8 protein-coding genes and 1 pseudogene are annotated in these 13,451 nt (G+C 35.4%); 3 read left to right on the forward strand and 6 right to left on the reverse strand.

Features of this window, described 5'->3' with window-relative positions; translation table 11 throughout:
• Positions 1 to 37 precede the first annotated feature (37 nt).
• Positions 38 to 2,538, reverse strand: a pseudogene (lvrA, locus tag LEP1GSC049_RS02000000224485) (hybrid histidine kinase/response regulator LvrA).
• Positions 2,539 to 3,292: 754 nt separating this feature from the next.
• On the opposite strand from lvrA, the gene LEP1GSC049_RS2000000229000 reads away from it, so the two are divergent.
• Positions 3,293 to 3,442 (forward strand): hypothetical protein, encoded by a 150-nt coding sequence (locus tag LEP1GSC049_RS2000000229000; RefSeq protein ID WP_016748721.1) that lies wholly within the window; start codon positions 3,293 to 3,295, stop codon positions 3,440 to 3,442.
• Positions 3,443 to 3,521: 79 nt separating this feature from the next.
• Here the strand turns inward: LEP1GSC049_RS2000000229000 and LEP1GSC049_RS2000000229005 are convergent, their stop codons facing one another.
• From LEP1GSC049_RS2000000229005 to mgtE, 3 genes are all read right to left on the reverse strand, one after another.
• On the reverse strand, positions 3,522 to 4,121 hold the full coding sequence (locus LEP1GSC049_RS2000000229005; RefSeq protein ID WP_306292765.1) for an HAD-IC family P-type ATPase: 600 nt from the start codon (positions 4,119 to 4,121) through the stop codon (positions 3,522 to 3,524).
• A 390-nt stretch (positions 4,122 to 4,511) separates the two neighbouring features.
• Positions 4,512 to 5,162 carry an LA_2219 family laminin/E-cadherin/plasminogen-binding protein gene (locus LEP1GSC049_RS221420; RefSeq protein ID WP_004752579.1) on the reverse strand — a complete coding sequence of 217 codons (651 nt, stop codon included), beginning with the start codon at positions 5,160 to 5,162 and terminating at the stop codon, positions 4,512 to 4,514.
• 215 nt (positions 5,163 to 5,377) lie between these two features.
• Positions 5,378 to 6,769 (reverse strand): magnesium transporter, encoded by a 1,392-nt coding sequence (gene mgtE / locus LEP1GSC049_RS221415; protein WP_004751900.1) that lies wholly within the window; start codon positions 6,767 to 6,769, stop codon positions 5,378 to 5,380.
• Positions 6,770 to 6,908: 139 nt separating this feature from the next.
• Between mgtE and LEP1GSC049_RS221410 the strand changes: the two genes are divergently transcribed.
• A complete protein-coding gene (locus LEP1GSC049_RS221410; RefSeq protein WP_004751706.1) occupies positions 6,909 to 7,919 on the forward strand; it encodes an OmpA family protein in 1,011 nt (336 codons plus the stop codon).
• A complete protein-coding gene (locus LEP1GSC049_RS221405; RefSeq protein ID WP_004752207.1) occupies positions 7,919 to 8,866 on the forward strand; it encodes a cation diffusion facilitator family transporter in 948 nt (315 codons plus the stop codon). Before LEP1GSC049_RS221410 ends, LEP1GSC049_RS221405 begins: the two co-directional genes overlap by 1 nt.
• A gap of 567 nt (positions 8,867 to 9,433) precedes the next feature.
• On the opposite strand, the gene LEP1GSC049_RS221400 is transcribed toward LEP1GSC049_RS221405, so the two are convergent.
• Positions 9,434 to 10,483, reverse strand: a complete 1,050-nt coding sequence (locus LEP1GSC049_RS221400) for an acyl-CoA dehydrogenase family protein (protein ID WP_004752177.1) — start codon at positions 10,481 to 10,483, stop codon at positions 9,434 to 9,436.
• 16 nt (positions 10,484 to 10,499) lie between these two features.
• Complete coding sequence (uvrA, locus tag LEP1GSC049_RS221395) at positions 10,500 to 13,364, reverse strand: excinuclease ABC subunit UvrA (protein ID WP_016560465.1); 2,865 nt, start codon at positions 13,362 to 13,364, stop codon at positions 10,500 to 10,502.
• Positions 13,365 to 13,451 lie beyond the last annotated feature (87 nt).

Genomic DNA, 13,451 nt, shown 5'->3' on the forward strand with positions numbered 1-13,451 from the left:
TTATGTTTACCACTTTCAATATTTTTATGACGTTTTTTTAAACGTTTTCGTTTCGTGAAAGTTTAGGAAGAGTGAATGAAAACTTAGAGCCTTTGTTTACCTCTCCTTCCGCAAATACCTGACCTCCGTGGCGTTGTACAATTTTAGCTACGATTGCTAAACCTACTCCGGTTCCTTCAAATTCTTCCTGTGTGTGAAGCCTTTGAAATACCTTGAACAATTTATTTGAATAAACCTTATTAAAACCAACACCGTTATCTTCTATAAAATAGTTATTAAATCCGTCCATTTCCTCAAAACTAATCTTGATGAAAGGAGTTTCTCTCGTGGAAGAATATTTAACCGCATTTGAAATCAGATTCATCCATACCTGTTTGAGAGCGGCTCCGTTTGCAAATGCATTTGGCAGTTTGTCCACTTGAAACAAATAGTTCTTTTTAGGATAATTTTGAAGAACGGTTGTTATTACTTCCTGTACCATTTTGTCCATCTCTATCAACCGGACTGGCAGATCTATTTTTGAAACCTTATGGAAATTCAAAAGGTCTTGGATAAGATGATTCATATAAACCACGTTCTTATGTACGATCTTAAGTGATCTCAACGCTTCCGGATCCATCTTTTCAGAAAAATCTTCGAAAATGATTTGGAGAAAACCTTCGATTACTAAAATAGGAGCTCTAAGATCGTGTGATACCGAATAGCTGAAAGATTCCATGTTCTGCATTTGCGTTTTCTAAAGTTTCGATCGTTTTTTTCAGAACGTAAAAGTTATGAACTTTTACGTTCAATTCTTCGGGAGTAAAAGGTTTAATTAGATAATCATGAGCTCCTTCTTGAAGTAGTTTGATTCTAAAGTTCTGATCCGACTTCGCACTTAAAAAAAGTATATAGGTGCCGGAAAGTTCCGGAATTTTTTTCAGTTCTTTCAGCATTTGATCCCCACTCATCACAGGCATCATAATATCCGTGACTATAATATCCGGCTTTTCAAGAATCGCTTTTTCCAAACCTTGTTTTCCATCTACTGCCACAGAAAGATTAAAATCATCGCATAACGTATTAAAAATATATTGCCTCATTTCTGCGTTGTCTTCTACGATCAGAACTTTAGAACGATTGTGAGAATTGGTTAATTCTTTCGTCTCGATTGTATCCCTTTTCAATTCGTTGATACTACTCATCAAAGCTGGAACAAACTCTTCCGTTTTGACCGATTGTTCTGTCTTCTCTATTTGAATAGGTGCATAAATTGGAATTTGCACTTTAAAAAGAGCTCCTCCTAAAAAAGAATCAAAAACTCCGATAGAACCCAAATGTAAATCTACGAACTCTTTTACAATGGCAAGTCCAAGTCCAGTTCCTCCAAATGAACGAGAATCTCCTTCTTCTATTTGTCTAAATTTTTCGAAGATCTGGTCCCTTAGATGTATTGGAATTCCAGGACCGTTGTCCGCTACATAAATAGAAGCCATTGTACCTTCTGTTTTTAACTCACAATAAATTTTGCCAGAATCTGGAACAAATTTAAAAGCGTTTTGATATAAGATTCAAAATGATACGCTCCACTTTAGAAACGTCCATTTGAATCGAGAAGTTTTCTGGAATCATTAGAACAAAATCTATATTTCTTTCTTTTGTTATGGAATCGAAATGGGATACAATATAACGAATTACTTCGGAAAGATTTGCATTCGAATATTGTAATGTCATTTTCCCGGATTCTAACTTGGAAAGATCTAGAAGGTCGTTTACGTGTTTCAACAAAGTGTAAGAATTCCTTTCTATTGTTTCTAAAAACGTCCTTTGGGTGGAAGTGATTCCTTGATCCCTTAGTAATGTTCTGGTTGGGCCAAGTATTAAAGTCAAAGGTGTTCTAAGTTCATGGCTTACGTTTGCAAAAAATTGAGATTTCAATTGATCCATATTAAATAAACGTTGATAAACCTCCTGAATTTCTCTTTCTCTCTGAGTCAATTCTTCGTTGAGTCTGATTAGTTCTTTGTTGTTTTTTTGAATCTCTTGAGCCCTTTGATAAATTTCGGTTTCCATAGATACGGTTAGATTTTTAAGTTCTTCTGTAATTTTGTTTTGTTCTTTTCCCTTGTTTTTAAGCTGAACGAATTCTGTAACTTCCTCCACTCTATGGACGATGAATATGACTTCCCTTTTTTCGTTTAGAATCGGGGAGTTCATTGGACTCCAATATTTTTCTTCAAATCCTCCTCCTTCTGATTCTGGTCGTCTAACGTCGTATTTTTGAACGGCCATCGTGTTCGGGATTTTTTCCTTTAAAACGAATGAAAGAGAAGTATATAAATTACCCACACCATCCGCATTTGGATCCGAAGGATTGTCAGGAAAAACATCGAAAATTCCTCTGCCTAAAATTTCGTCCCGTTTTGTATTTGTGGCTTTTAAATACGAGTCACTTACCGCGGCGATCCTAAGATCTGGAAAGAGAATGAGGTAAAGCCCAGGAAGAGACTCGAAAATTAGCCGATAGTCGTTGTGTTTTAAATCGATTGAATTTATCATAAATTTCTAATTATGCTTTGAAATCGTGTCAAAGTTATTATTTACTTTGATTTCAAGTCGCAAAACATAAAAGTACCAGAATATAAATAGAATTTCAAATTCTTTTTACGAAATTTATAATTAGATTCGTTTTAATAAAAAAGTATAACATAATTATTTAAAAAGAAATCGATTTTTCTAAAATAAAAAATGAATCTCTATTTATTCAGTTAGATGTACTTTTTGGAAGAAATTTGTCGTCGAAAGTTCAAGTTTTTGTCTACTCCTAAGGCAGGAATGTTTTAAGTGAGTATTTTACTTGTTTTCTTGGAGTAGACAAAAACAAATAATTTTGCAGTATACTAGTATACTTTTTTTAAAAGATCAAATCTTACGTTATTCAACCAACTAACTCTATAATTTATCCAAATTCGATATATTTTCTTACCTAATTTTTCAGTTTCAGTAGTTGTATTTGTAAGTAATCCAGCTCGGGGTTAATACACAGGCCGATTTTGCGTCATTTGGATAGGACAAAAATAGTAGACGAATCTAAAAAACAAAAACCACTTTTATATTTCATGAAATCGGATCTATATTTTTAGAATATTCTAAAAAGCGAACGTATCTAATAATATTTTATTAGATTGGAACCAGTTTATAAAAAATCCGTTTTGTTATTTCTGCAGCCATTCCGTAGATAAACACAATCCCAATCAACATTCCTAAAAATGAAAGAGGAAGGCAGAACCAATCTGCGATAGAGGTATAGGGAATGGATATGGTAAAACAAATTACACAAAGAGTCGTTAAAAAAAGAGATCTGCTGGGTTTACTCACAAAAAATACATTTCTGGCTCTAATGATAAGTACGATTAAAGAAGCGGAGACGATAGATTCTATAAACCAGCCGGTTCGAAATTGATCTTGATTTACTTTTAATACCCATTGTAAAAGTAAGATAATCGAAAAACGAACTTACCATTCCAAAAACTACCATAAATTTACGAATTGCGGAAATATCCCAACGTTTCGGAGAGGAAATCATCTCTGAATCTACCACGATCTGTTACGATCGTCATTTCTGGAAAATCAGTCAAAAAATTAGTGAGTAAAATTTGTTTAGGTAGAAGAGGCAAAAAAGGAAGAAACATAGAAATCCCCGCCATACTAAACATGTTTCCGAAGTTTGCACTTGTTGCCATGAACACGTACTTTAGAGTATTTGCAAATGTACTTCTACCTTCTTTAACTCCATCCACTAGAACTTCTAGATCCTTTTCAAGTAAAACCAAATCGGCAGCGTTTTTTGCAACGTCCATTGCCTTTTCTACGGAAATTCCAACATCCGAAGAATGTAAAGCGGAAACGTCATTGATTCCGTCTCCTATATAACCTACTACGTTGCCTGCTTTTTTCAGAGCGATTATGATTCTTTCTTTCTCGTTTGGTTCTATTTCTGCAAATACGTCTACCTTACCAACTTGATGGATCAAAGCTTCGCTGCTCATTTTTTCAAGTTCATGTCCGGAAAGAATATTCGGATTTTCTAATCCGATTTGAGAACACAAATTCATGGCCACAAAACGATTGTCACCCGTAATTACTTTGAGAGTGACTCCTAAATTTTTTAAATCTGTAATCGTTTCTTTTTCTGAATAATTTTAAACTAAAAAGTATTCTATATTTTTTAAATAATTTACTATTCACACACATGAAGATAATAACTGAATTTTTTTGAAAACTTAGAATTTCAAAAAAACTAACAATTTAGAGTTAGACGAAATGATTAAGAACTTTTGTATCTTTGATTAGAGTTGTTGAAAAATTAATTTTTGATCTGTTTGTGTTGGATTGAATGGACAATTGAAGCAATTTTACGAATCTTCACTATGGAATTTTTCAATAACTCTATTATTCGTTTTTAGTAGTATTTTATGTGTCTAGAATTTAAGAATTTTATAAAAATCTAAAATTCTCTGCCGTGGATGATTTTACTTCCGGCGGATCACTTCTTTTTTCAATTCTTCCTTAACGGCGTCTCTTGTGGAGCCAACCTTGTTTTTTAATTCTAAAGAATAATGGATCTGAAATTTAGTTACGATCGGTTTTTCTTCGGAATGTTCCATAGACCAACGTGTTACGTCGTTTTGAACGATTTTAGCGAGATCGTTGATTCTGGGGACCCTAGTATTAAAACGAATCGTTTCGAATGCTCCCGTATTTCCGTTTAATACTACGATGATAATTCCATCGTCTATAAAATTGATTTTGTTAAAACGCGCCAATTCCTCGCTGATCAAAGCATCTCCTCCTTTATCTACTTTTCTTTTGATAAATTTGGAACCTCTCAATTGACGTAACTGATAGCCGTCGCTCGAAATATGAACTCTGAAATATTCTAAAGGATCTTTGGAAGGTTTTAAAAAAGGAGCGGGATCTCCCGTATTCAAAATCACTTCTTGGCCTTCTTCGTTCAGTACGACTTCGTTTTCCCCTGCTGGATTAGGAATCGATTCGTGTTTTATCGATTCGTTATCCGTATTTTTTGTAGTGAAACAGGAAAGTAATAAAAATAACAATCCGCTTATTCCTAAAATAAATAACGTATTTTTAAAAATGGATCTTGGTTTTATGGCCGACATTGATCTTTGATTCTCCGAAACTGATTTCTGATTAAAAAATGAAAACTTCTATAAAAATCCAAAATAAAATGGTTTTTAAAAATGGGAACTCTATAGAATCCTAAGACGGTGCCCTCAATATCAATTTTCTTCATAAAGTCACAGTTTATAATTGTTATTTAATAAAAAGTTCATTTTACCATAGACGTCGCAAGAAAAATTGGTAATTGATAACATCATAATATTTGAATGAATAAAGTGGCTAATCCTAAAAAACAGAAAAACCCAAACACATCAGTAAACGTAGTCACAAAAATAGATGAAGCGATTGCGGGATCGATTCCTAAAGCTCGTAAAAACAAAGGAATCGAAGTTCCGATTACTGCGGCGATCATCAAATTGGCTTGTAGAGCCATAAACATAACCATTGAAAGAGTAAAATTTCCGGTAAAAAAATAAACGATCAATCCGGCGATAATTCCTACCATAAAACCATTGAGAATTCCTACAAGACCTTCCTTTCGAATTGCGGATTTCCAGTTTCCAGTCGTAAGATCTCCAGTTGCCAGATTTCGAACGATCAAAGTGATCGATTGTGTTCCTGCATTTCCCCCCATTCCGGCGACTATAGGCATAAGAGAAGCGAGTAACACGTATTTTTCGATCGTTTCTCCGAAAAAGGAAACGACTGAGGCCGCAAGAGAGGCGGTTCCTAAATTGATCATAAGCCAGACCATTCTTCTTCTTGCAGAAGTAAGAACCGAGGAAGATAATTTTTCTTCTTCAGAAACTCCTCCTAGGCGAAGAATGTCTTCCGAGGCTTCTTCGTGAACGATGTCTAAAATATCGTCTACGGTAATTCTTCCTAAAATTCTTCCTAAATCGTCGAGCACCGCCACCGAAACTAAGTCATACTTACGAAAAATTTTAGCGACTTCTTCTTGATCCGTATCGTAATGAATCGAAGTAAATCCGGTTTTCATCAGACGATGTACTTTTGTATTGAGAGGAGCGAGGAATAAATTTTTTAGTTTTACATATCCTTTGAGTATGTTGTTTTCGTCAGTGATATATAAATGATAAATATCATCCGTATCTCTTGCGATTTTTCTAAGTTTGATGATTGCCTTTCGAACCGTGTCCGTTTCTACCGCGGAAGCAAACACTGTGTTCATCAATCTTCCGGCGGAGTCTTCTCGAAACGTAAGTTGTTTTCTAACTTGAGAAGAATCTTCTTTGTCGATCGAATTTAAAATTTCTTCTGCTTTGTCTTTCGGAAATTCGGAGATGAGGCTGGATAATTCGTCTGTTTCTAAATTTTCCAGAATGGGAGAAATTTCTTTCATCTGGAAACGAGAGATTAAGTCTGCTTGAAATTCTTCGTCGAACTCTACTAAAATAGAACTTTGTAATTCGGAGTCACATCGTTTGAATACATAAAAGGCTTCGTCTTCTTCTAACTTTTCCAGTACCTCCGCTATGTCCGCAGGGTGATTCTGTTTGAGGAAAAGATCTAAAAAAGTGTTTTGTCCTGCTTTGATTTTTTCCGAGAAAAATTCGATCCACTCCTGAGAAGAGGGATTTGCCTTTTCCGAAAATAGTTCGTGTCCCACTCCTCTTTCTTCCATAAACTTCTCTCCAAGAAAAAACGGTTTTTAGTGAACAGGATTGAGAACGGAACCGACCGATCAATGAATTTCTAAACAAACCTTAAAAAAGGAGTGACCCGATCGTAAAGCGCTCCATTTTAGAAAGAAAGTGATCAAGATGAAGCCATTTCTGAAATTCTATTTTCTCTTCGTTTTAACTTTAAATTCCGTTTCCGCTGATGTATTTTATTATCCTTGGGAATACAACAAAGTATATAACGAGAAAATCACTTTGGAAATTGAATTGGATTCCCTGAGAACCAGATATAGAAATGAAACTGAAAATTCTAAAAAGGAACGTTTAGAATTCGATTCTAAAATTCGTTCTTTGGAAGAATTACTTTCCAGAGAAAAGGAATTTAGAGCCAAAGATAACGACCTAAACGTAGAAAAAATTAAAGTTTTAGAAAATCAAATTTCGGTTTTAAAAGCAAAGAGTTCTAATAAGGAAAAAGAACTGATCGATGAAAATGAAAGACAATCTAAAAAGTTTAGAGATCTGATTGATGGCTTAAAAGAGGACTTGGAAAAAGAAAGGGAAAATTGTCAAAAAAAAACCGAGGCTCTTCAAAAAGAATACGAAAAAAAAATTTCGGATTTGGAAAGTAGAATTCTAGTTTTAAACGACGAAATTTCTAAATTGAAACATCTTTCTGAAAATCAAAAGAAAGAATTGGATCGTCTTTCCGACCAAGCAAATGAGTTGGAAAATAAACTTACCGATGAAATCAAAAAAGGGCAGATCCGTCTCAAACGATTTCACAACAGACTTGTAATCAATATAGATGATAAGATTTCATTTGACTCCGGTTCTGCAGATTTAAAAAAACAGATCCTTCCTGCATTGGATAAGATCAAAGAAATTTTGGGAAATTATCCTGGAAATTTAATCATCATAGAAGGACATACGGATAACGTTCCGATTCGAACCAAAAAATTTTCGGATAACTGGCAACTTTCCGGTGAAAGAGCCCTTTCCGTACTTCATTACTTTTTAGAAAGTAAGATTTTAGATCCTAGAAACTTTTCACTCGCGGGTTATGGTGAATTTCAGCCAATCGTTTCTAATGACACTCCCGAAAATAGAGCACTCAATCGAAGAGTGGATATAGTAGTCGTTCCACGTTGATGGATGATTTTTTTCAACTTCATCACGTAAAAAGAAGTCAAGAGAAAGGTCTGAAAAGATCCATTCTTCTTGCGATTTTAGTTTCTATTTCCATCTTTTTTGTAGAGTTATTTGGAGGATTTCAAAGTGGTAGTATCGCTCTTCTTGCGGATGCGGGGCATATCATTACGGATACGATTGCTTTGTCTTTGTCTTTGATTGCTGTATTACTTTCTTCTAAAAAACCGAATTCTAAATTTTCATTTGGTTATTATAGAATCGAAATTCTGACTTCTCTTTTAAATTCTATTTTAATTTTTGGGATTTCGTTTTATATCTTTTACGAAAGTATAGAAAGGTTTCAAAATCAGAAAGAGATTTTGAGTTTTCAGATGATCTTTTACAGTTCTTTCGGAATTATTTTTAATCTGATCAGCGCTTGGGTTTTATTTCGTTTTAGCGGCGAAAATATCAATATCAAGTCCGCTTATGTTCACGTTTTAAGCGATCTTTTGTCTACGGTAGGGGTTTTAGTTGGTTCGGTTTTGATTTATATTACGAGTTGGAACTGGATCGACCCTTTGATTAGCGTTTTGATTTCGATTTTGATTTTACGTTCTGCTTGGGGAATTTTTAGGGAAACAATATCTGTTCTTTTGGAATCCTCTCCAAATACATTCGAAATTACTCATATTCTGGAATACGTTCGTAAGGTGGAAGGAGTAAGCCAAATTTTGGATTACCACTTTTGGGCGATTACGAGAGGAATTTACGCTTGTACTATGAGGGTTTCAATTGTGGATTTAAAATTTACAGAGGAGGTCGTATTTAAATTCAATCAGATTTTGAAATCTTCCTTTGGATTTGATTTTGTCACCATTCAATGTGAAGTGCCAAACTTAACCGAAAAAATTCAAGAACTACCTCTTGCGAACTATCAGGAAATGCATCAACATCATCATCATTGAGTTTTTAAGATTCATCCGTAAAATCCGTGATTTGTAATAGTTCCTACAGTTTGAGAATTTAACAGTGAAACTTCGATTTGTAATAGTTCCCACAGTTTGAGAATTTAATAGTGAAACTTCGATTTGTAATAGTTCCTACAGTTTGAGAATTTAACAGTGAAACTTCGATTTGTAATAGTTCCCACAGTTTGAGAATTTAATAGTGAAACTTCGATTTGTAATAGTTCCTACAGTTTGAGAATTTAACAGTGAAACTTCGATTTGTAATAGTTCCTACAGTTTGAGAATTTAATAGTGAAACTTCGATTTGTAATAGTTCCTACAGTTTGAGAATTTAACAGTGAAACTTAGATTTGTAATAGTTCCTACAGTTTGAGAATTTAACAGTGAAACTTAGATTTGTAATAGTTCCTACAGTTTGAGAATTTAACAGTGAAACTTCGATTTGTAATAGTTCCTACAGTTTGAGAATTTAATAGTGAAACTTCGATTTGTAATAGTTCCTACAGTTTGAGAATTTAACAGTGAAACTTCGATTTGTAATAGTTCCTACAGTTTGAGACTGTTTTAGCGTAAGGCTCTGATTTTTTTCAGGATATTTTTCTGATAAATAGGCGTTTTACCGGGATGGATCGAATAAAAAAGTCCAATATCCGGAAACATATTGGATAATTCAACTCCGCTAACAAGGTCCGTAAGCCAAGAATAGATCAAATCCAGAGCGGTTTCATAGCCGTAAGGGTGAACTTCTTCCATTCTGAAATTTGGATTTTGGTCTTTTTTTCTAGAAATTTCAAGAATTTTAGAATATAATAATTGTTGAATATCTAATATTTTTCCAGCGATTCTAGGGTCTATGTCCTTTTTTTCTTTTAAAAGTGTTTTTACAATCAAATCCACGTACCCACAAAAAAGTGCCGAAGCAGATAACATTTCGGATAAATGGATTTCGGGCGCAAAATTTTGGTAGTTTAAAAAGATTAAATTTTTAAGTGGAAGAGATAAATCATTTCCTTTGAGTCTACAGTGAGTCGCTTCTTTTGCGTATTCTAAATCAAAAATTTCCAAATCAAGACCGTGAGAGTCTCGTGGTAGATAAATTACGTCGAAAGTATCGGAGGTGGATCTGGCTACGATCAAAAATCCGCTACAATTTGCTCCATTGGTTAAAAAAGACTTGGATAAACTTAGGATAATTCTTTCGTTTTCGATCCTATAATTGGTAAGTATATTGGAAATTCTTCCCTTCCATCCGGTTTCACTGACACCCATAGAAACGATGTTTTTTCCCGAACTTACATCGTTTAAAAGTTTTGTTCCGATTTGGATCACTTCTTCTTTTTGGAGGATTTTATGGATTGTGTTTTCGTTTAAAAATCCGTCCGATACGAATTTTAAAATTCTTCCCGCGACGTTGGTCTGTGCCATTACCGCAATTCCGAGTCCAATTCCTCTCGGATAAGAACCGAGTTGATAGATTTTTTGGTGAAACATTTCGAAGGATCCGCCTGCAAGGGCTTCTAAATATCCCTCTTCTATCAAATAAGGAAAAGAATCTTTGAAAACGTTTCGATATTCGTTAGGCGGAATAGAAGATAAGAACTTTTTTAAACTCATAATACTCTATCATTTTTTATTTTGTTTTTCGTGAAATTTTATCTGAAGAAGATTTTTCATTCCCCGATGTAAATATTTTTTTTAGATATTGTCCCGTATAAGAATTTTTAATTTTGGCTATGTCTTTTGGAGTTCCTTCCGCAATGACAAGGCCTCCACCATCTCCCCCTTCTGGTCCCATGTCCACGATCCAGTCCGCTTGTTTGATTACGTCTAAATTGTGTTCGATGACAATCATGGAGTTTCCACGATCGACTAACGTATGAAGTACTTCTGAAAGGTGTCTAACGTCTTCAAAATGAAGTCCGGTGGTGGGTTCATCTAAAATGTAGAGAGTTTTTCCGGTCGGTCTTTTAGAAAGTTCCGTTGCGAGTTTGATTCTCTGAGCTTCTCCCCCGGAAAAAGTAGTCGCAGGTTGTCCTAAACGAATATAACCTAGGCCTACTTCTAATAAAGTTTCCAGTTTTCGTTTTACGATTGGAATATTTTCGAAAAACTGATTCGCGTCTTCTACGGTCATTTCTAATACGTCGAATATATTCTTTCCTTTATAACGAACTTCTAATGTTTCTTGATTGTATCTTTTTCCTTTACAAACTTCACAAGTCACATATACGTCGGGTAAAAAGTGCATTTCAATTTTGAGAATTCCATCTCCTTCGCAGGTTTCACAACGTCCACCACTCACGTTAAAACTAAATCTACCCGGACCATAACCTCGTAGTTTTGCCTCTTCCAATCCGGCAAACATCTCCCGGATCGGCGTAAATAAACCTGTATAGGTGGCCGGATTAGAACGAGGAGTCCTTCCGATCGGAGATTGGTCTATGTTGATGATCTTATCAATATTTTCGAATCCTTTGATCGTTTTATGTTTTCCCGCTAAGGTTTTCATTTTCATTACCTTATGGGCCGCAGCGTTGTAAAGAATATCATTGATGAGGGTGGATTTTCCGGAGCCAGATACGCCTGTAATGACGACTAACTTTCCCAAAGGAATGTTTACGTCTATGTTTTTAAGATTATTTTCCTTCGCTCCTATAATTTGTAGTTTGAATCCGTTTCCTTCTCTCAGTTTTGCAGGAATTGGAACTTTTAATCTTCCGGAAAGATATTTCCCAGTAAGAGAATCTTTGTGTTTGGAAACTTCTGCGGGAGTTCCCGCACAAACGATAGAACCTCCATGAACTCCCGCTCCTGGTCCCATATCGATTAACCAATCCGATTCTTCCATAGTCTCTTGGTCGTGTTCTACGACTAACACGGTGTTACCTAGGTCTCTTAAATTTTTAAGAGTAGAAATTAGTTTAGTGTTGTCTCTTTGATGTAGACCGATAGAAGGTTCGTCTAAGATATACAAAACTCCCATTAATCTTGAACCTATCTGAGTTGCTAAACGAATCCTTTGCGCTTCTCCTCCAGATAAAGAACCAGCACTTCTTTCCAAAGTAAGATAACCGACTCCCACATCGTTTAAAAAAGAAAGTCTCTGATGGATTTCCTTTAATATGGGTTTAGCGATGATTTCTTCTGCACCAGTCACTTTAAGGTTTTGAACGAAGTTAAGCGCTTTTTCGATCGAATACGAAGTGAATTCGTCTACAGGAACGTTATGCACTTTTACAGAAAGACTTTCTCGCTTCAGACGTTTGCCTTTACAGGAAGTACAAGGATGATTGGTCATGTAGGATTCGAACCACTGACGCATGGAATCCGATTTGGTTTCTTTATATCTTCTTTGAAGATTTGGAATTACACCTTCGTATTCTTTTGTAAATTCGTAATGAGAGTTGGCTCCTCTAAAATCGTATTCAATTTTGATTTTTTTGTCTCCGTAAAGAATTGTTTGTCTAGTCTTTTCGGAAAGATCTTTCCAAGGAGTGTTCATTTTGAATTTTAGAGAATCGGATAAGGATTTGAGAGTGGCCATAAACCAAAATCCGTTACTTTTAGAACCTGCCCAAGCTTCGATACAGCCGTCTACTAAAGAAAGTTCAGGATCATTTACTAAAAGATCTTCATCAAATTCTAATAAACTTCCTAAACCGTCGCAAATTTCGCAGGCTCCATAAGGAGAATTGAATGAAAACATTCTAGGAGAAAGTTCTGTAAAACCAATATCGTGTCCGTTGGGACATGCCATCTTTTGGGAAAGAACGTGGTCTTTAGAACCGTCGTCTAAGATTACAAGTCCCTCGGATTGTTTGAGAGCGGTTTCTACAGAATCTGCAAGCCTACTTCTGATTCCTTCCTTCATTACAATTCTATCTACTACGATTTCGATGGAGGTTTTAAAATTCTTTTTTAATACGATTTCTTCCTCTAAGGTTCTGATTTCACCGTTGATTCTCACACGATTGAAACCGTCTTTGCGGATCTTTTCCAGTATATCCTTGTGTTCTCCTTTTTTACCTGAAATCACAGGTGCAAGAATTTGCAATTTGGATCCTTGAGGAAACGCAAGTACCCGAGCAGTGATTTGGTCAATCGACATGGATTGAATGGGAGTTCCACATTCGGGACAATGCGGTTTTCCTACTCTGGCGTATAAAAGGCGTAGATAGTCATAGATTTCCGTAACTGTTCCGACAGTGGATCTTGGATTTCTATGAGTGGTTTTTTGTTCGATTGAAATGGCGGGGGAAAGACCTTCGATCAGGTCCAGATCTGGTTTTTCCATCTGGCCTAAAAATTGTCTCGCGTAAGCGGAAAGACTTTCTACATATCTTCTTTGACCTTCTGCGTAAATCGTATCAAAAGCGAGAGAAGATTTACCGGAACCGGACAATCCTGTAATGACTACGAGTTGATCTCTAGGAATATCCACGTTTATGTTTTTAAGATTATGTTCTCTCGCTCCGCGAATCCTAATTTCCTGCAATGAAATACCCTCTTGCTTTTTAGGATTTATAGCGTGATTAAATCTGAAAACTCCTTTCCTAAAAGAAATTCTTCTTTTTCAGGAAGA

Source organism: Leptospira kirschneri serovar Cynopteri str. 3522 CT, from assembly GCF_000243695.2.
GTDB classification, from domain to species: Bacteria; Spirochaetota; Leptospiria; order Leptospirales; family Leptospiraceae; genus Leptospira; species Leptospira kirschneri.